This window comes from Streptomyces cinnabarinus, from assembly GCF_027270315.1.
Lineage (GTDB): Bacteria > Actinomycetota > Actinomycetes > Streptomycetales > Streptomycetaceae > Streptomyces > Streptomyces cinnabarinus.
The window spans coordinates 1,031,322-1,052,447 of the sequence record NZ_CP114413.1; the positions used below are offsets into that span (position 1 = coordinate 1,031,322).

3 protein-coding genes are annotated in these 21,126 nt (G+C 73.5%); 2 read left to right on the top strand and 1 reads right to left on the bottom strand.

What is annotated here, in order from left to right; all coding sequences use genetic code 11:
- Positions 1-29: 29 nt before the first annotated feature.
- A complete protein-coding gene (locus STRCI_RS04820; protein ID WP_269657573.1) occupies positions 30-18,689 on the bottom strand; it encodes a non-ribosomal peptide synthetase in 18,660 nt (6,219 codons plus the stop codon).
- Positions 18,690-18,865: 176 nt separating this feature from the next.
- On the opposite strand from STRCI_RS04820, the gene STRCI_RS04825 reads away from it, so the two are divergent.
- Complete coding sequence (locus tag STRCI_RS04825) at positions 18,866-19,906, top strand: FecCD family ABC transporter permease (RefSeq protein ID WP_269657574.1); 1,041 nt, start codon at positions 18,866-18,868, stop codon at positions 19,904-19,906.
- Between the two features lie 108 nt (positions 19,907-20,014).
- Entirely contained in the window at positions 20,015-21,124 is a 1,110-nt protein-coding gene (locus STRCI_RS04830) for a FecCD family ABC transporter permease (RefSeq protein ID WP_269657575.1), read from the top strand.
- Positions 21,125-21,126 lie beyond the last annotated feature (2 nt).

The following is a 21,126-nucleotide window of genomic DNA, read 5'->3' on the forward strand; positions in this document are numbered from 1 at the left end:
GCTGTTCCTCTCCTCACGGCTTCACGGCTTCACTGTCGACTTGTGCGCTCTGCCCGTGCGACGAGCCCCTGCAACGCCCGGAACCAGGTCTCGGCCAGATCCCGCACCGTCTCGCCCGACAACAGCCCTTCCAGGTACGACCAGTGGGCGGTCAGCACCGGCCCGTCCGCCCGGTCCTCGGTCACCACGTTGACCGTCAGCGCGTGGCCCTGACGCATCGCGGCCCCGGGCCCGATGTCGGCCGCGTCCTCCTCGGGCGCGTAGGACCAGTCCGTCTCCTCGGGGACGCCGAAGCGGCCCAGGTAGTTGAACTCGATGCGGGCGGGCTCGTGGGCCGCCAACTCCTCGCGGGTGCGGGGGTTGAGGTGGCGCAGCATGCCGTATCCGACGCCATTGGCGGGCAGCGACGCCAGATGCTCGCGCACCCGCCGGACGGCTTCCTCGGCGGCCGGGCCGCCCGCGAAGGCGTCGTCGGGGTCGGCCCGGCCCGGGTCGAGGCGTACCGGGTAGACGCTGGTGAACCAGCCGACCGTACGGGACAAGTCGGCGTCGTCCCCGGCGAGTTCCTCGGCGCGCCCGTGGCTCTCCAGGTCGACGAGGACCGAGGTGTCGGTGGAGCCGTCCCGGCGCCGCCGGTCGGCGAAGGCCAGGGCGAGTCCGGCGAGCAGGACGTCGTTGGCGGTGGCGCCGAACGCCGCGGGGACGGCGGACAGCAGCGGCCCGGTGTGTTCGGCGGGCAGCCGCAGGACGACCTCCCGCTGGGTGGCGGCGGTGTCACGGTCCGGGTCGAGGTCCCGGGCGAGCGGGAACGGCTGGGTGCCGCCGCCGTCCAGGACGCTGCTCCACAGCGGCAGTTGGGCCTCCAAGGCCGGTTCCAGGGCCCGTTCCGTGAGCAGCCGTGCCCAGCGGGCGAAGGAGGTCCCGACCGGATCGAGCCGTGCCGAGCGCCCCGCGCCGACGTCCTCCCAGGCCGACGCCAGGTCGGGCAGCAGCACCCGCCAGGACACCCCGTCGACGACGAGATGGTGGGCCATCAGCAGCAGCCGTCCGGGGGCGTCACCCGCGTCGAACCACACCGCACGCACCACGGCGCCCACGTCCGGATCCAGCAACGCCCGTACCGCGTGTGCGTGTTCACGTACGGCCTCGGTCAACGCCGCACCGTCCAGACCTGCCACGTCCACCCGGTCCAGCCAGCCGGCGGCGTCGACCTCGCCGACGGGCGGCACATACAGCGACCACTCCTCCGCCGAGGAGCGCACCAGCCGTGCCCGCAGGAGGTCATGCCGGTCGGCGAGGGCCTGGAGCACGGCGGTCAGGCCGGGCAGGTCCAGGTCGGCGGGTGTGCGGACGAGGGCGCCCTGGTGGTACGTCGCGAAGGGGCCGCCGAGTTCGCGCAGCCAGTGCATCACGGGGGTGAGCGGCACGGTTCCGGTGCCGTCGTCCCCTGGGCGCGCGGCGGCGCTGTCGACGGACTCGGCGACCGCGCCGAGCGCGGCGGCCGTGCGATGGCGGAAGACGAGACGTGGGGTGATCCGTACCCCGGCCGTGCGGGCCCGGCCGACCAGTTGCATCGCGACGATGCTGTCGCCGCCGAGGGCGAAGAAGTCGTCGTCCACGCCGACCTGTTCGAGCCCGAGCACGTCGGCGAAGACCGCGCAGAGCGCCGCTTCGACGGGAGTGGCTGGGGCGCGTCCGGAGGAGAGGGCGGCGAAGTCGGGGGCGGGCAGGGCGGCCCGGTCCAGCTTGCCGTTGGCCAGGTGCGGGAACCGGTCGAGGGGGACGACGGCGGCCGGGACCATGTGGTCGGGCAGCCGGGCGGCGACATGGGCGCGCAGCTCGGCGGGGTCGGCGTCCGCGGCGATCACGTAGGCCACCAGCAGCTTGCGGGGGTTTTCCTGACGTACCGTCACCAGAGCCTGTCCGACGGCGGGATGGGCGGTGAGGGCGGACTCGATCTCGGCCGGTTCGATGCGGAAGCCGCGGATCTTGACCTGGTCGTCGGCGCGGCCGAGGTAGTCCAGGCGCCCGTCGACCGTCCAGCGGGCCAGGTCGCCGGTGCGGTACAGCCGGGCGCCGGGCTCGCCGAAGGGGTCGGCCACGAACCGCTCGGCCGTCAGGGCGGGCGCGCCCAGATAGCCGCGCGCGAGTCCGCCACCCGCGAGATACAGCTCGCCGGTGACGCCCGGCGGCACCGGTCGCAGCCGCCCGTCCAGGACGTACGCCCGGGTTCCCGCCACCGGCCGCCCCACCAGCGGGCGTTCGCTGTCTCCGACGCGTGCCACCAGGGCGTCCACGGTGGATTCGGTCGGCCCGTAGAGGTTGAACGCCTGGGTGCCGTCGAGTTCCGCCAGCCGGCGCCACTGCGCGACCGGCACGGCCTCGCCGCCGACGCCGACGACCGCGAGGGGGCAGTCGGTGCCGCGCAGCAGACCGCTGTCGGCCATCTGCGCGAAGAAGGACGGGGTCACTTCGAGGAAGTCGAAGCGGTGCGCGCGCACGGCCGCAGCGAGCAGTTCGGGGTCGCGCTGTTCTTCTTCGGACACGATGTGGACGCAGTGGCCGTCCAGCAGCCACAGCTGGGGCTGCCAGGACGCGTCGAAGAAGAACGACCAGGCGTGCCCGGCGCGCAGATGCCGCCGTCCGGTGGCCTCGATCGCCGGTGCGTACAGCGTCTCGCGGTGGCTGTGGAAGAGGTTGCCGAGGGTCTCGTGGGTGATGACGACGCCCTTGGGGCGGCCGGTGGAACCGGAGGTGTAAATGACGTAGGCGGGGTGACGGGGGGCCAGGGCGACCCGCAGGTCGGTGGCCATGTGCCGGGCGATCCGCTCGGCCGTGGTGGGCTCGTCCAGGACCAGCCGTTCGGCGTCTTCGGGCAGGAGGCTGGTGAACTCGCCGGTGGTCAGCGTCACCACCGGCCGGGCGTCGGCGATGACGTCGGCCGTGCGGTCCCGCGGAGCCTCGGGATCGAGCGGTACGTACGCCGCGCCCGCCTTGTGCACGGCGAGGACAGCCACCAGGAACCGGGCGGTGCGCGGCAGGGCCAGCGCCACGAACCGCTCTGGGCCCGCGCCGAGTTCGACCAGCTGCCGCGCGAGCCGGTTGGCCTCGGCGTTCAGCTCGGCGAAGGTCAGCTCCACACCCTCGGAGGCCACCGCGGGCAGCCCCGGGTGCTCCCGCACGCGTGCCTCGAACAGGGCGGGCACGGTGGTCGGGGCGCCGAGCACGGGGCGGCTGTGCCAGCCCGACTCCAGGCGCCCCCGCTCCTCCGCGTCGAGGATGTCCACCCGCCCCACGGTGACCTCGGGGTCGGCGGCCACCGCGCGCAGGACGCGCCGGAGCCGGTTCGCGAAGGACTGCGCGGTGGTGTGGTCGAACAGGTCGGCGCTGTACTCCAGGACCCCGTCGACGCCGCTGCCGTCGGGCCGCTCCACGAAGTCGAAGGACAGGTCGAACTTGGCGGTGGTCTGCGCCACGTCGTCCCGCCCGGCGATCAGACCGGGCAGCCCCGGCTCCTCCTCGCCCGCGGCGAGGTACACGACCATCACCTGGAACAGCGGGTGCCGGGCCAGTGACCGGGCCGGGTTGAGCACTTCCACCAGCCGCTCGAACGGCACGTCCTGGTGGTCGAAGGCCGCGAGGTCGGCCTCCCGCACCCGGGCCAGCAGCTCGCGGAAGGTGGGGTCGCCGGAGGTGTCGGTGCGCAGCACCAGGGTGTTGAGGAAGAAGCCGACCAGGTCCTCCAGGGCCGCGTCGGTGCGCCCGGAGATCGGACTGCCGATCGGGATGTCCGCACCGGCGCCCAGCCGGGTGAGAAGGGCGGCCACGGCGGCCTGGAGCACCATGAACACGCTGACGCCGTGGTCTCGGGCCAACCGGTGCAGATCCGCGGCGAGTTCGGCGTCGAGCGACAGGTCCGCGGAGCCGCCCCGGTAGGTGGCCTCCAGCGGCCGGGGCCGGTCGACGGGCAGCGTCAGTTCCTCGAGCAGGCCCGCCAACGCGCCGTGCCAATAGGCGATCTGACGGTCCCCGACCTCGGCGAGCAGCCGCCCCTGCCACAGCGTGTAGTCGGCGTACTGCACGGGCAGCGGCGCCCACTCCGGCACCCGCCCCTCGGTCCGGGCGGCGTAGGCGAGGGCCAGATCCCGGTTCAGGGGCGCCTGCGACCACTCGTCACCGGCGATGTGGTGCAGCAGGAGCAGCAGCGTCCACCGCTCCTCACCGGTGCGGAACACATGGACGCGCAGCGGGAGTTCACGGTCCAGCTCGAAGCCGTACGTCCCCGCCTGCGTCAGCCGGTCGGCGAGTTGCTCCTCGCCGATGTCCTCCACCTCGAAGGGAACGTGCGCCTCGTCCGGGTCCAGCACCCGCTGGAAGGCCCGGCCCTCCTCGTCGGGGAACACCGTGCGCAGCGTCTCGTGCCGGACGACGAGATCGCCCACGGCGGCCCGCAGCGCCCCGACGTCCAGCGCCCCGGTCAGCCGCCAGGCCGAGGGGATGTTGTACGTCGCGCTGGGGCCTTCCACCTGGTACAGCACCCACAGCCGCTGCTGGGCGGAGGACAACGGCAGGCGCCCGGGGCGCGGCTGCACCGTGAGCGCCGGGCGGGCGGCGGCCGCCGTGGTGCCGTCCGTCGCGAGCCGCTCGGCGAGCCGCGTCACCGTCCGCGCGTCGAACACCGTGCGCAGGGACACCTCGACGCCGAGGGCGGCGCGGATCCGTGCGGTCAGCCGCATCGCCAGCAGGGAGTGGCCGCCCAGCGCGAAGAAGTCGTCGTCGACGCCGACTCCGGGCAGGCCGAGCGCGTCCGCGAACAGACCGCAGAGGATCTCTTCGCGAGGTGTGCGCGGCCGTCCGCCCAAGCCGGCCTCCGCCGCGAAGTCGGGCGCGGGCAGCGCCCGGCGGTCCAGCTTGCCGTTGGGTGTGAGCGGCAGGGCGTCGAGGGTGACGAAGGCGGCGGGGACCATGTGCTCGGGCAGGGCGGCGGCGCTGTGGCGGTGGAGCTCGGCCGCTTCGGCCCGGTGCCCCTCGGCCGGTACGACGTACGCCAGGAGCCGCTGGTCGTGGGCGACGACGACCGCGTGCCCGACGGACGGGTGCCGGGTGAGCGCGGACTCCACCTCGCCGGGTTCGACGCGCATGCCGCGGATCTTGACCTGGTCGTCGGTGCGGCCGAGAAAGGCGAGCGTGCCGTCGGCGGTCCACCGGGCCACGTCTCCCGTGCGGTACAGCCGGGAGCCGGGCTCGCCGAAGGGGTCCGCGACGAAGCGCTCGGCGGTGAGGCCGGGGCGGTCCAGGTAGCCGCGGGCCAGTTGGACGCCCGCCAGATACAGCTCCCCCGCGACGCCTGGCGGGACCGGGCGCAGGGCGGGGTCCAGGACATAAGCGCGGGTGTTCCACACCGGACGGCCGATCACCACCTGCTCGGCCCCGGCGGGTACCTCGACGGCGGTGACGTCGACGGACGCCTCGGTGGGCCCGTACAGGTTGTGCAGCCGTGCGGGCAGCAACCGGTGGAAGCGCTCGGCGACCGACGGCGGCAGTGCCTCGCCGCTGCACATCACCTGGCGCAGTCCGGTGCAGTGCGCGGCGGCCGGATCCTCCAGGAAGGCCTGGAGCATCGAAGGCACGAAGTGCGCCGTCGTGATGCCGCGTTCCTGGATGAGCGCGGCCAGATACGCCGGGTCCCGGTGGCCCTCCGGCCGCGCGACGACCAGCGTGGCGCCGGTGATCAGCGGCCAGAAGAACTCCCACACGGAGACGTCGAACCCGGCGGGCGTCTTCTGGAGCACCCGGTCCTCGTGCGTGAGCCGGTAGGTGTCCTGCATCCACAGCAGACGGTTGACGATGCCCGTGTGCGGGACGACGACTCCCTTGGGGCGGCCGGTGGATCCCGAGGTGTAGATGACGTAGGCGGGGCTCAAGGGGTCGTAGGAGGTGGGGAGTTCGCCTTCCGGTCCGTCCGGGAGCGCGTCCCGGATGACGCACACCGGTCGCGCGTCGTCCAGGGTGAACGAGAGGCGCTCCGGCGGCAGGTCGGGGTCCAGCGGAAGATACGCGCCGCCCGCCCGGTGCACCGCGAGCAGGGCCACGATCAGCTCGGCCGACCGGGGCAGCGCCACTCCCACCGTGCTCTCCGGCCCGACGCCCAGCCCGGCCAGGACGCGTGCGGTGTGCTCGACGCGGGCGTCCAACTCGGCGTAGGTGAGCCGCTGTTCGCCGAAGACCAGGGCGAGGGCGTCCGGTGTCCGGGCGGCCTGGGCGCGGAAGAGCTCCGGCAGCGTCGTGGCGGTGACGGTGTGCGCGGTGTCGTTCCACCGCTCGACGACCAGCTCGCGCTCGTCGGTGTCCAGGACCTGGAGGTCGCGCACCAGGCGGTCCGGGTCGCCGGCCACCTGTTCCAGCAGCCCGGCCAGTTGGCGGGCCAGCCGCCGAGCCGTCGACTCGTCGCACAGGTCGAGCGCGTGCTCCAGGAGCAGCACCAGCCGGCCCGGCCCCGTCTCGTCCACGAAGGTGAAGTGGAGGTCGAACTTGGCCGTGCCGGTGTCCATGTCGAACCACTCGGTGGGCAGCGCGAGCACGTCGGGGTCGCCGTCGGGCCGGTAGTGGTAACCGAGCATGACCTGGAAGAGCGGGTTGCGGCCGGTGACCCGGGGCGGGTTGAGGGCCTCGACGACCTGGTCGAACGGCAGGTCCTGGTGCTCGAAGGCGGCCAGGGACGACTCCCGGACGCGGGCCAGCAGCTCCCGGAAGGTGAGGCCGGGGCCGGAGAGGTCGGTACGCAGGACGAGGGTGTTGACGAAGAAGCCGACCAGGTCATGGAGAGCCTCGTCGGTGCGGCCCGCGACGGGTGCGCCCAGCGGGATGTCCTCCCCCGCGCCCAGTCGGTTCAGCAGTGCGGCGGTGGCGGCCTGGAACAGCATGAACATGCTGGTGCCGGTGGCCCGGGAGAGGTCGCGCAGGGCTCGGCCGGTGTCGGGGTCCAGCTCCAGTCGGACCTTGCCGCCGCGTCCGGTGGGCTCGTCCGGGCGGGGCCGGTCGAGGGGCAGGGCCAGTTCGTCCGGGAGGTCGCGCAGGGCCTCGGTCCAGTAGGCGAGCTGTCCGGCGCCCACCTCACCGAGCAGGGTGTCCTGCCACAGTGTGTAGTCGGCGTACTGGACCGGCAGCGGCGCCCAGCCGGGGGCGCGGCCCTCGCTGCGGGCCCGGTAGGCGGTGCCGAGATCGGTGAGGAAGGGCCGGTCGGACCACTCGTCGGTGGTGCTGTGGTGCAGCATCAGGGCCACCACGTGTTCGGCGGGCCCAAGCCGCAACACCTCGGCGCGCACGGGGAGTTCCGTGCTCAGGTCGAAGGGGCGGCGCTGGGCGCCGGTGATCCGCGCGGCCAGCTCGTGCTCGGCGCAGTCCGCGACGACGAAGGACGGCTCGGCCTCCCCTGGCGCCGCGATCCACTGGTACGGCTCGCCGTCCTCCTCCAGGAAGCGGGTCCGCAACGCCTCATGACGCTCCGTCACGTCACCGAGGGCGGCCCGCAGCGCGTCGAGATCCAGTGAACCCCGAAGCCGGAAGACGAGCGGGAAGTTGTAGGCGACGCCCCCGGTGATCCGCTCGACCAGCCAGAGCCGCCGCTGGGCGGCCGACAGCGGAATCCGCTCGGGCCGTTCCGCGACCGGCTCCAGCACCGGGCGGGCCGGCCGCCCGGCCTGTGCGCGCAGCGCCAGCGCCTCGGGCGTCGGGGCCTCGAACAGGTCCCGGATCGCCAGTTCCGCGCCCAGTTCGGTCCGCGCACGGCTGATCAGCCGGGTGGCGAGCAGTGAGTGGCCGCCCAGGTCGAAGAAGTCGTCCTCCGCGCCGGTGCGGGGCAGCCCCAGCACCTCGGCGAAGAGCCGGCACAGCACCTCCTCGACGGGAGTGCGGGGCCCGCGCCCCGCCGACAGGGCGACCGCGGGCTCGGCGTCCGGCAGCGCCCGCACATCGAGCTTGCCGTTGTCGTTCATCGGCAGCCGGGGCAGCACCACGAAGGCGGCCGGGACCATGTAGCCGGGCAGGCGTCGTCCCAGGTCGTCCCTGAGCCGCCGGACGAGCGCGCCCTGTCCCCGGGTGGCGGTCGGGGTGTTGGCGTAGGGGTCGGTGCCGCGGTCGGCGCGGGGGCGGTACAGGCCGAGGGTGCGGCCGGGGCGCGTGGCGGGGACGAAGACGGCGTCGAAGAAGCCGGGTTCGTCGGACCAGGTGGTCAGGAGGCGACAGCCGTGCGCGGCCCCCAACTCCCTCAGGTCCTCGGGTTCCTGGCCGGTGTCCAGCAATGGCGGCGCCGAGTCCATCGCGCGCATCGCCGCCAGATCATCGGCCGTACGCGCGTCCGGGATGCGCCGCACCCTCAGGGGCTCGGTGCCGTCGAGGTGGCCGAGGAGGTCGGCGCCCCAGGTCAGTTCCGGGGCGTCGTCCAACCGCACGGCTGCTGCCGTGTCGGCGTACAGGACGACGTCGTACCGGTAGCGCGTCAGCTCGTTGTGGTGCCGTCCCGCCTTGGTGCGCAGTTCGACGCCGACGCCGAGGGTGCTGAACCAGTCCGGGTCGACGAGGAGTTCCTTCTCCAGGGCGAGTCCGCGGTCCACCGCCTGGCGCAGGGGAACGGCGCCGCGGGCGGCCTGGATGCCGGTCTGGAAGACGCGCGCCTGCCGCAGGTCCCGGACGTCACCGAGGAACAGGGCGCCGCCCGGCGCGAGCAGTGCCATGGCGCCCCTGATCACCTGGCGCAGATGGTCCAGGCTCGGGAAGTACTGGATGACGGAGTTGATGACGACGGTGTCGAAATACCCCGTCGGCAGTCCGTCAGTCACCTCGGCCGCTTGGCAGCGCAGTTGGACCTTGCGGGCCAGCTCCGGGTCGGCCTTGAGGTCTTCGCCCAGCTTGCGGATGACGGGGGCCGCGAAGTCCGTCGCCCAGTACGCCTCGGCGTCCGGGGCGAGCCGCGAGAGCAGCAGGCCGGAGCCGACGCCGATCTCCAGGACGCGCCTCGGGTTCAACTCCCGGATGCGCTCGACGGTCGCCTCACGCCACTCGCGCATGTGGTCCCGAGGGATGGGCGTGCCGTCGTAGGAGCTGTCCCAGCCCGCGAAGTCCTCGGTGAAGACGGCGGTGCCGATCTCGGTGTACTCGGCGGAGTAGATCTCCCGCCACTCCCCGATCTGCTCCCGCTCGGCCTCCTGGCGCGCCTCGGGGTCGGGTTCGGCCGGGACGACGTAGCCGACGAGGCGTTTCGTGCCGGGTGCGGAGGTGTCGTCGCGGGCGATGACCGCGGCCTGGGAGACGTCGGGGTGCTGGGCGAGCGCGGTCTCGATCTCGCCGAGTTCGACGCGGTGGCCGCGGATCTTGACCTGGTCGTCGGTGCGGCCGAGGAAGTCGAGGTTGCCGTCCGGGCGGCGGCGCACGAGGTCGCCCGTGCGGTAGACGCGCTCTCCGGGCCGCCCGTAGGGGTCGGCCACGAACCGTTCGGCGGTCAGACCGGGCCGGTCGAGGTAGCCGCGGGCCAGGCCCACGCCCGCGATGTACAGCTCGCCGGCCACGCCGTCCGGCACCGGTCGCAGCCAGGTGTCGAGGATGCGGGCGTGGGTGGCCCGGATGGGGCGGCCCACGGTCGGGGTCGCGCTGTCGTGGGTGCCGCCGCCGAGGGTGTTGATGGTGTACTCGGTGGGCCCGTACAGGTTGTAGCCGTAGGTGCCCTCGGTGTCCCGGAGGGTGTTCCACACCGTCTCGGTGACCGCCTCGCCGCCCAGCAGCACCAGTGGCGGCCGGTGCCCCTCCAGCAGGCCCTCCTCGATGAGGAGATGGGCGTAGGTCGGGGTCACGTTCACCACGTCGACGCGGTGTTCCTCGCAGTACGCCACCAGCGCGATGGCGTCCCGGCGCAACTCCTCGTCGCAGATGTGCACTTCATGGCCCTCGACCAGCCAGAGCAGCTCCTCCCAGGACATGTCGAAGGCGAAGGACACGGTGTGCGCGATGCGCAGCCGTCGTCCGCCCGCGGCGGCGATGGCCGGGGCGAAGATCTCCTTCTGGTGGTTGAGCTGCATGTTGGTCAGGCCGATGTACGGGGTGACCACGCCCTTGGGGCGGCCGGTGGAGCCGGAGGTGTAGATCACGTACGCGGGGTGGTCCAGGCTGAAGGACACACGTACGGGTTCGGCGGGCAGGGCGGCGAGTTCGGCGGCCGTCTCCGGGTCGTCGAGGAGGAGGCGCGGGGTGTCGCCCGTAAGGGTCTCCGACACGGCGCGGGTGGACAGCAGGAGCAGCGGGCGGGCGTCGGCGAGCATCAGGGAGAGCCGCTCGGCCGGGTGGTCCAGTTCCAGCGGCAGATAGGCGGCACCGGTGCGCAGCACCGCGAACAGCGCCACCACGGTGTCGATCGAGCGCGGCAGGCCGAGCGCGACGACCTTCTCGGGCCCGGCGCCGCGGGCGATGAGCAGTCGGGCCATGCGGTCGCAGCGGGCGTCGAGTTCGGCGTAGGTGACGGTCCGGGTGCCGAAGACGAGGGCGGTGGCGTCGGGGGTGCGGGTGGCCTGGGCGGCGAGCATGTCCGCGACGGTCTCGTGCGGCACGGGCTGTCGGCCCGCGTCCTCCTCGCGGGTCAGCGCCGTGGCCTCGGCGGGCAGCAGGGCGGACAGGGAGCCGACGGCGGCGGACGGATCGGTGACGAGCCGGGTGACCAGCAGCACGAACCGGTCGACGAGGCTGCGCGCGTAGGCGTCGTCCAGCAGGTCCGGGCGGTAGGCGAGGGTGACGCGGACGCACTCGCCGGGGGTGACCACGAGGTTGGCCGGGTAGTGGGTGGCGTCCACGTTGGCCACCGCGGTCGCGCCGTGCCGGTCGCGCAGCTCGGCGAGCCGCTCGTCGGTGTCGGCGTTGCGCAGCACGAACAGGGTGTCGAACAGCCGGCGGTGCCCGGTCTCGGCCTGGAGGACCCCGAGGCCGAGGTATTCGTACGGCATGACCTCAAGGCGCTCGCGCTGGATGCGGCGCAGCAGGTCCAGCACCGGTTCGCGCGGGTCGAAGGCGATCCGGGCGGGCACGGTGTTGAGGAACATGCCGATGACGTTCTCGACGTCCGGCACCTCGCTGGGCCGCCCGGCGACCGTCGTGCCGAAGACGACGTCGGTGCGGCCGGACGCGCCCGCGAGGACCAGGCCCCAGGCGGCGTTGAGCACGGTGTTGAGCGTCAGGCCGTGGCGGCGGGCGGTGTCCCGCAGCCGCTCGGCGGTGTCCGCGTCGAGGACGGCGTCCAGGTGGCGCGGGATCACCGGTTCCGGGCCGCGGTCGCCGACGGCCGGGGCCAGCAGCGTCGGCTCGTCCAACCCGGCGAGCGCGGCCCGCCAGGCGCGGGTCGCGCCGGAGTCGTCCTGGCGCTCCAGCCAGGTCAGGTAGTCGCGGTACGAGCCGGGGCGGGCGAGCCCGGCCGGGTCGCCGCCGCTCTCGTACAGGGCGAACAGCTGGTCCAGGAGGAGCCAGGCCGACCAGCCGTCCCACAGGATCAGATGGCGGCCGATGACGAGCCGGTCACCGCGCTGCTCGCCGAGCCGGACCAGCAGCATCCGGAAGAGCAGTGGGCGGGTCAGATCGAAGCGGCGGGCGCGCTCCTCGTCCAGCAACTCGCCCATCCGCCGGTCCTGTTCGGCCGTGGCCAGTCCGGACAGGTCGATCTCGGTGAGCGGACTGTCGGCGTCCCGGACGATGAACTGCACCGGCTGGCGCAGCCCGTCGCTGGTGAACCCGGCGCGCAGGGAGGGGTTGCGGGCGAGCAGGGTGCGGGTGGCGGCCCGCAGCCGTTCGGCGTCCACGCGCTCGGCGAGGTCGAAGGACTCGTGGACGGTGTAGACGTCGAGGGCGCCGTCGTCGTAGGTGGAGTGGAAGAACAGGCCCTCCTGGAGCGGGGCCAGCGGCCAGATGTCCTCGATCCGGCCCGGGGCGAGCCGCTCGACGTGCGCCCGCTCCTCGTCGGTGAGGGTGAAGGCAGATTCGGCCGGTGTGCCGGTCGCGTCCTCCAGGACCGCCGCCGCGTCCGCGAGCGCGGCCGGCGTGCGGTGCTCGAAGACGTCACGCGGGCCGAGTGCCAGACCTGCGCGGCGGGCCCGGCTGGCGACGGCGATGGAGCTGATGCTGTCGCCGCCGAGCAGGAAGAAGTCGTCGTCGACTCCGGCGTCGGGCAGTTTCAGCACGGCGGCGAAGATCTCCGTGAGGAGCTGTTCGCGGGGGTTGCCCGGGGCCCGCGACTCGGCCCGTACGGCGTGCGGGGCGGGCAGCGCGGTGCGGTCGAGCTTGCCGCTGGGGGTCAGCGGCAGCGCGTCGAGGGCGACGTAGGCGGTCGGGACCATGGGCGCGGGCAGGGTGCCGGCCAGGGCCTCGCGGAGTCCGGCGGGGTCGACGGGGACACCGTCGGCGGGTACGACGTAGGCCACGAGCGCGTTGTCCCGTACCGTCACCGCGGACCGGGCCACGGCGGGCAGTCGGGTCAGCGCGGCCTCGATCTCGCCCAGCTCGATGCGGTTGCCGCGCAGTTTGACCTGGCGGTCGGTGCGGCCGAGGTACACGGTCACGCCGTCGGGGCGGCGCTGGACGAGGTCGCCGGTGCGGTACATGCGGCTGCCGGGCGGCCCGTAGGGGTCGGCGGTGAAGCGTTCGGCGGTCAGCGCCGGGCGGGCGTGGTAGCCGCGGGCGAGTTGCACGCCGGTCAGGTACAGCTCGCCGGGGACACCGTCGGGGACGGGGCGCAGGCAGGTGTCGAGTACGCGCAGGCCGGTGTTCCACACGGGGCGGCCGATGGGTACGGAGGTTCCCTCGTCGGTGCCGTCGTAGGGGTGGTGGGTGACGTCCACGGCGGCCTCGGTGGGGCCGTAGAGGTTGTGCAGCGGTACGCCGGTCAGCTCCCGCCAGTGGTGCGCCGCGACGGCCGGGAGTGCCTCGCCGCTGCTGAACACGCGACGCAGGGAAGTCGCCCAGGCGGGGTCGGCGGTCACCTCCTCGGACTGGAGGAACGCCTCCAGCATGGACGGCACGAAGTGCAGGGTGGTGACGCGCTCCTCGCGCACCAGGGCGGCCAGATAGGCCGGGTCGCGGTGGCCGTCCGGCTTGGCGAGGACGACCGCGGCGCCTTCGAGGAGGGGCCAGAAGAACTCCCACACGGAGACGTCGAAGCTGGACGGCGTCTTCTGGAGAACCCGGTCGTCGGCCGTGAGCCCGTAGGCGCCCTGCATCCACGCGAGCCGGTTGACGATGGCGCGGTGGGTGACGACGACGCCCTTGGGCAGTCCGGTGGAGCCGGAGGTGTAGATCAGGTAGGCGGGATCGTCGGGGTGGGCGGAGCGCACCGGAGCGGGGCCGGCCGGGGCCTCTTCGGCATCCAGCAGGACGACAGCGCTGTCGGGCAGCCGGTCGGCCGTCGTGGACAGCGTGACGACCGTCGTCGCCCCGGAGTCCGCGAGCATGTGCTCGACACGGTCCGCCGGATAGTCCAGGTCCAGCGGCAGATAGGCGGCTCCCGACTTCAGTACGCCGAGCAGTGCCACCATCAGCTCCGCCGACCGGGGCACGGCCACCGCGACGAACGCCCCGGGACCCGCGCCCCGGGCGCGCAGTCGTCCGGCCAACGCCTCGGCGCGCGCGTCGAGTTCGGAGTAGGTCAGCCGCTCCCCCGCGTACACCACGGCCGTGGCGTGCGGGGTCCGGGCGACCCGGTCGGTGAACGCCTCGGCCAGGGTGGTGGCCGGGACGGTGCGTTCCTCGCCGGTCGGGTGGGCGCGCAGGGCCTCGTCCGGGGAGAGCAGGTCGACGGAGGCGGCGAGCCGCGCGGGATCGGCGGCCAGCGCCTCCAGTACGCGAGCCAGCCGGTCGCCGAGGACCCGGACGCGCTCGGCGTCCAGCCGCTCCGTGTGGTGCTTGAGCCGCAGGTCGAGCCGCTCCCCCGGCTTGACCACGAGGGCGAGCGGATAGTGCACGGCGTCGTGGAAGGTGTCGCCGGTGATACGCACCCGGCCCGAGGCGTCGCGCAGGTCCGGCTCGGCGGGGTAGTTCTCGAACACCACCAGGGTGTCGAAGAGTTCGCCCTCGCCCGCGTGCCCGGCGAGCCGCTGGATCTCCGCGAGGCCGACGTGCTGGTGGTCCAGCAGCCGCGCCTGCTCCTCCTGGAGCCGGGTCAGCAGATCGCCGAGCGGCTCGCCCGGCGACCAGCGCAGCCGGGTCGGCAGGGTGTTGATGAACAGGCCGACCATGGCGGCGATGCCGTCGACCTGGCTGTCGCGGCCGGAGACGGTGGTGCCGAACACGACGTCGTCGCGGCCGGTGAGCCCGCCGAGGAGCAGACCCCACGCCGCCTGGACGACGGTGCCGAGGGTGACGCCGTGCTCGCGGGCGCGCTCCACGAGCCGTGCGGTGGTCCGCTCGGACAGCTCCACCCGGACGTGTCCGGGCCGCACGGGCGCTCCGGTGGCCGGGGAGTCGACCAGCCGGGTCGGCTCGTCGAGCCCTTCGAGTGCCGTGCGCCAGGCGACGCGCGCCGCTTCGCGGTCCTGTCCGGCGAGCCGGGTCAGGAAGGCGCGGTAGGGGGCGACGTCCGGGAGCCGGGGGCTGTCGGTGCCGTAGCAGGCCATCAGTTCGCGGTGCAGGACGGGCAGCGACCAGCCGTCGGCGACGATGTGATGGAAGGTCAGGACGAGTCGGCTGCGGTGTCCGCCCAGGCGGATCAGGGCGCAGCGCAGCAGGGGTGGTGCCGCCAGGTCGAAGCCCGCCGTGCGTTCGTCGGCGGCGACCGCCTCGCCCAGCGACTCGCGGACCTCGCCGTCCTGTGTGGACAGGTCGACCTCGCGCCAGGGCAGTTCGGCGTGTCGGGTGATGATCTGCACGGGGGTGCCGTCGGCGCCCTGGCGGAAGGCGGCACGCAGGGGCGCGTGCCGGTCCAGCAGGTGCTGGGCGGCGCGGCGCAGGGCGGGGCCGTCGACCGGTCCGGACAGATCGAGCACCTGCTGGACGACGTAGACGTCGTCCCGGGTGCCACTGGTCAGGGAGTGGAAGAAGAAGCCCTGCTGCAGGGGGGTGAGCGGGAGGAGTTCGGCGATGTCGAGGGGGTGGTCGCCCTGGACCTCGGCCAGTTCACCGGGGCTCAGGGCCGGGTACGGCTCCGTCGGCCCGTTCCGCTCCTCGACGCGCTCGACGGCAGCCTGGGCGAGGGCCTCGGCGGTGCGGTGCCGGAAGACGTCGCGGGTGGTCAGGGCGAGCCCGGACTCGCGGGCGCGGATGAGGAGTTGGATGGCGGTGATGCTGTCGCCGCCGACCGCGAGGAAGTCGTCCTCGGCCGTGACCGAGTCCAGCCCGAGCACCTCGCCGAACAGGGCGCAGAGCAGTCGTTCGCGCGGCGTTCCGGGTGCGCGTCCCGCGCTCAGCGCGCCGTAGTCGGGGGCGGGCAGCGCTCTGGTGTCGATCTTGCCGCTGGGGGTGACCGGGAGGGTGTGCAGCGGGACCAGGGCCGAGGGGACCATGTAGTCGGGGAGCCATTCGGCGGCGTGGGCGCGCAGGGTACGCATCAGCGCGGCCACGTCGCGGAAGGGCGCGGGGCGGTTGGCGTGCGGGTGAGCGGCGCCGGTGCGATACAGGCCGGTACGGGGTTCGTCGAGCGCGAGTACGGCGTCGAAGGCACCGTCGTCGGCCGTGCCGTTCCAGGTGAGGGCGGCCTGGTAACCGTGGCGGGCGGCGAGGGCGTGGAGGTCCTCCGGGTCGGCGCCGGCGGCGGTCCGCCCGCTGCTTCCCTCCAGCCGCCACAGGTCCGCGAGATCGTCGGCGAGGCGGGCGTTGGGGATGCCGGTGATCCGCAGGCGTGGGGGCCGCTCGGCGAGCAGTGCGTCCAGCCGCCCTGCCGCCGCCCACGGGATCTCGCGCTCGTCGGGTTCGGCCGCGCGCGGTCCGGGGCGCAGCACGACGTCGTACCGGTAGCGGCTCAGCTCGTTGTGATGGGCGCCCCGCTTGATCCGGATCTCGGCGTCGAACCCGTCGAGGGCCGCGAAGTAGTCGGGGTCCAGCAGCAGTTCGCCCTCCCAGCGCACCGACTGCTCGACGGCGGCGCGCAGGGCGCTCTTGTCGTCGGTGGTGGTTCGCCGGGTCTCGACGGCCGCGCGCAGGGTGGGCAGCAGCCGCAGGTTGCGGACGTCGCCGACGAAGATCCGCCCGCCGGGGGCGAGCAGCCCGGACACGGCGCGCAGGACGTCGGTGAGGTAGTCGGCGCTCGGGAAGTACTGGGCCACGGAGTTGAGGATCACCGTGTCGAAGAAGTGCGCGGGCAGTCCGGTGGTGTCGTGCGCGGGCTGGGCCCGCAGTTCGACCCCGGGGATGTCGTTCCGGGCGCGCAGCGCGGCGATCGCCTCGGCGGAGAGGTCGGTGCCCCAGTAGGTCTCGCAGTCGGGCGCGATGCGGGAGAGGATCAGTCCGCTGCCGACGCCGATCTCCAGCACCCGCCCGGCCGGGCCGAGCCGACGGATGCGCTCGACGGTCGCCTCCCGCCACTCCCGCATCTGTTCGACGGGGATGGGGAGTCCGTCGTACATGCTGTTCCAGCCCGCGAAGTTCTCCTGGGAGCCTTCCGAACCGGCCGCGCTGTAGAGGAGTTCGTGGACCTGCTTCCACTCCTCCACGTGGGTGTCCGAGCCGTCGAGGGCGGGCACGACGTAGCCGACGAGCCGCCGGTCGCCGGGCCGGTCCTCGCGGGCGACGACGGTGACCTGGTCGACGGCCGGGTGGCCGCGCAGCACCGACTCGATCTCGCCGGGCTCGATCCGGAAGCCGCGGATCTTGATCTGGGCGTCGGCGCGGCCGAGGAACTCCAGGCGTCCGTCGGCCCGCAGGCGCACCAGGTCGCCGGTGCGGTAGAGGCGCTCGCCGGGCGCGCCGAAGGGGTCGGCGACGAACCGTTCGGCGGTCAGGTCCGGCCGGCCCAGATAGCCGCGCGCGAGGCCCGCGCCGCCGAGGTACAGCTCACCGGTGAGTCCGGCGGGGACCGGTCGCAGCCAGGCGTCGAGGACGTAGGCACGGGTGCCCGGGTCGGGCACGCCGATCGGCACGATCGATCCGGCCGGGATGTCCGGATCGCACCGTCCGAGCGTGGAGTTGGTGGTCGCCTCGGTCGGGCCGTAGGCGTTGAACATCATCCGCCCGCGTGCGTAACGGCCCACCAGTTCCGGGGAGACCCGCTCGGTGCCCGCCAACAAGGTCGCGGTGGGCGGCAGTCGGACGTCGTCGGGCAGGGCGGCGAGCAGCGCGGGCGGCAGGATCATGAAGGTGATGCCGTGCGCATGGGCGTAGTCGGCGAGCGGTGCGCCCGGCACCCGGCGCTCGGCCGGTACGACGACCAGACGGCCACCGGAGAGCAGTCCGAGGCACAGGTCCCAGAAGGCGACGTCGAAGCTGGGCGAGGCGAACTGGAGGACCCTGCTGTGCGGTCCGATGCCGAACCGTTCGCTCTGGGTGGCGACGAGTTTCGCGACCCCGCTGTGCGCGAGGACGACGCCCTTGGGGCGGCCGGTCGAGCCGGAGGTGTAGATGACGTAGGCGGCGCTGTGCACGGTGATCGGCGGGGCGGGGTCGTGGGCCGGGCGCGCCGCGAGTTCTTCGGCCGTCTCGGGCGCGTCGAGCGCCAGCAGGGCCATGCCCTCGCGTCCGGGCAGGTCTTGAGCGGTCTCCTTGGTGGTGACCATGCAGACGGGGGCGGCGTCGCCGAGCATGTAGGCGATGCGGTCGGCCGGATAGTCGTGGTCGATGGGCAGATAGGCGGCGCCGGACTTGAGGACGGCGACCTCGGCGACGATCAGGTCGGTGGAGCGCGGCAGGGCGAGGGCGACGATGCGCTCGGGCCCGGCGCCGCGGGCGCGCAGGGCGTGGGCGAGCCGGTTGGCGCGCTCGTCCAGTTCGGCGTAGGTCAGTTCTTCGTCCTCGAAGACCAGGGCCACGGCGTCGGGGCGGGTGCTGACCTGCTCGGCGAACATCGCGGGCCAGGTGCCCGCGGGGACCGTGTGCTCGGTGGCGTTCCAGTCGACGACGACCTGGCGGTACTCCTCCTCGCCCATCAACTCCAGCCGTGCGACGGGGGTGTCCGGGCGGTCGAGGGCGTCGGTGAGCAGGGTCCGGTAGTGGCCGAGCAGCCGCTCGACGGTCGGGCCGTCGAACAGCCGCGGGTCGTAAGTCGCCCTGGTCTCGCCCTGGTCCACCTCCAGCAGCAGGTCGACCGGCTCCTCTCCGGCAGGCCGGCCCGGGGTGGCGAGCGCGGTGTTGAAGAGGAATCCGCCGCCGCGTGTCGGCCGCGGGCGCAGCTCCTCGACCAGCATGCGAAGGGGCAGCCGATGGGTCTCGGCTTCCTCCCACGCCTGCTCCACTCGTCTCAACAGCCCCTGGAAGGTGGGCGCGTGGTCGGCCGAGACGCGTAACGGCAGCCCGTCGTGGCCCACGGTGATGTCCACAGCCTGGCTGTAGCGGTGCAGCAGGGCGACGAAGGCGGTGAGCAGTTCGGCGTGGGCGGCGGCCGGGAGGCCGGTCAGGGTGCGGAACTCCCGGCCGGGGTCCGGCTCGGGGGGATGAGGCCGGTCGGCGGGCAGTGAGATCTCCAGCGGAAGCGGTGCGAGCAACCGCTGCCAATAGGCCAGGACTTCCTCGGAACCGCACACAGCAGCGCGTCCTCCCCAGGGGTCGTTCCCGGCCTGGGCCGGGGATCGGCGCCATAGTAAGGTAAGGGTTACCTAATTAATAGGCCGCACACAGATTTGTCCAAGGGCATGGGACGATGGCCGAACTCGGCCTAAAGTCCGTCCAGTTAAGGCAAGGCTGACCGAAGGAAGTGACGTTGGGGACCTCGGCGGTCCGGGCGGCAAAAGGCCCCCGCGCGGTACTCCTGCTCGCGCTCTCGGGCGCGGCACTGCTGGTCCTGTGCGGCCTGTCGATGACGTACGGCGCGCTCGGCGTCCCCCTCGACCAGGTCTGGCACACCCTCCTCGGCGATGCGCCCAACTCCCGTATCGACAACGTGATCTGGTCGGTACGACTGCCCCGTACCGCCCTCGGTCTCGCCACCGGCGCCGCGCTCGGCCTCTCGGGCGCGCTGATGCAGGCGCTGACCCGCAATCCGCTGGCCGACCCCGGCATCCTCGGCGTGAGCGCGGGCGCCGCCTTCGCCGTCGTGGTGTCCGTCGGGGTCCTCGGCATCGGCTCGGTGTACGGCTTCATCTGGTTCGCGTTCGCCGGGGCGATGGCCGCCAGCGTGCTGGTCTATCTGCTGGGCGGACTCGGACGTTCGGGCTCGACCCCGGTGAAGCTGGCGCTGGCCGGTGTCGCGGTCACCTCGCTGCTGTTCTCGCTGACCAGTGCCATCGCACTGACCGACCCGGACGCCCTGAACCGCTACCGGTTCTGGTCGGCGGGCTCTCTGGCCAACCAGAGCGAGGAAGTCCTGCTGCGCGTCCTGCCGTTCCTCGGGGTCGGCGCCGTACTCGCCCTGGCCTGCGCGCCCGCCCTCAACCGCCTCGCGCTCGGCGACGACGTCGCCCGGTCGCTCGGGCTCCGGGTCGGCGTGGTCCGGGTCCAGGGCGTGCTGGCCGTCACCCTGCTCACCGGCGGCGCCGTCGCCGTCATCGGGCCGGTCGTCTTCGTCGGCCTGGTCGTGCCGCACATCGCCCGCGTGCTCGCGCAGTACGCCGGGATCGGCCCGGACCACCGCTGGCTGCTGCCGCTCTCGGCCGTCCTCGCGCCCTGTCTGCTGCTGGCCGCCGACATCGCCGGACGGCTGATCGCCAAGCCGGTCGAGATCCAGGCCGGCATCCTGGTCGCCTTCCTCGGCGGCCCGTTCTTCATCGCCCTGGTGCGCCGCCGACGACTCGCGGAGCTGTGAGCCATGCCGACCGACCTCGCGCCTCCGCCGCGCCCGTACGCCGCCTCCGGTTCGCGGAACGGGCACGCCGTGAAGCACAGCGCCCCCGGCTCGCGGAGTTGGTGACCCATGACCGCCGACCTCGCCCCCGCACCGGGCCCCGAAGGCGCCGCGGCCCCGGCCGCACCCCGCCGCACCGCCGGACGCGTCCCCTTCCGCCTCGCCGTGCCGCCCGTCTCCGGGCTGCTGCGTCCCCGGCTGCTGGTCGTGTGCCTGGTGCTCGCGGCCGCCGCCTTCCTGCTGTTCGCCGTGGAGACCTCGGTCGGGGACATCGCGCTGCCGCTCGGCGACGTCATGCGGGCGCTGGTGGGCGCGAGCGATCCCGCCACCGAGCTGATCGTCCATGAGTTGCGCCTGCCCCGGGCCCTCGCCGGCCTGCTCGTCGGGATCGCGTTCGGTGTCTCCGGCGCCCTGCTCCAGACCCTGACGCGCAATCCGCTCGCCAGCCCCGACATGATGGGCATCACCCAGGGCGCCGGTACGGCCGTGGTGGCCGGCATCGTCCTCGGCTGGGACGGGGGCCTCGGCACCCAGGCGCTCGGTCTGCTCGGCGCGCTGACCGCCGCGCTGCTCGTGTACGCGCTGGCCTGGAAGCGGGGCACCAGCGGCTACCGGATCGTGCTCGTCGGCGTCGGCGTCGCCTGGATCTGCACCAGCGCCACCGACTATCTGATGGCCCGGGGGCAGCGCTTCCAGGCGCAGGCCGCGCTGGGCTGGCTGGTCGGCAACCTCAACGGCCGTACCTGGGACCAGATCACCCCGCTCGCCTGGGCGATGGCCCTGCTGCTCCCACCCGCGCTGCTCCTCGGCCGGCTGACGCGGACGCTGGAACTCGGCGACGACGTCGCCCGGGGCCTCGGGACACGCGTGCAGACGGTCCGGGTGGCCGTGCTCCTCGCCGCCGTCGGCCTGGTGGCCTTCGGCACCGCCACCGCGGGACCCGTGGCGTTCGTGGCGCTCGCCGCGCCCCAGGTCGCCCAGCGCCTCGCCGGTACGGCCTTCCCGCCACCGGTGGCCGCGGGACTGACCGGTGCCGTGATGGTGCTGGGTTCCGATCTCGTCGCCCGAAAGCTCCTGTCGGACACGGAGCTTCCGGTCGGGATCGTCACGGGTGTGCTCGGCGCGCCCATCCTGCTGTGGCTGCTCATCCGCGCCAACCGCGCCGGTTCAGGAGGCTGACA

Coding starts and splice junctions, on each gene's coding strand:
- STRCI_RS04830 (WP_269657575.1), top strand. CDS start 20,015: ATGACCGCCGACCTCGCCCCCGCACCGGGCCCCGAAGGCGCCGCGGCC.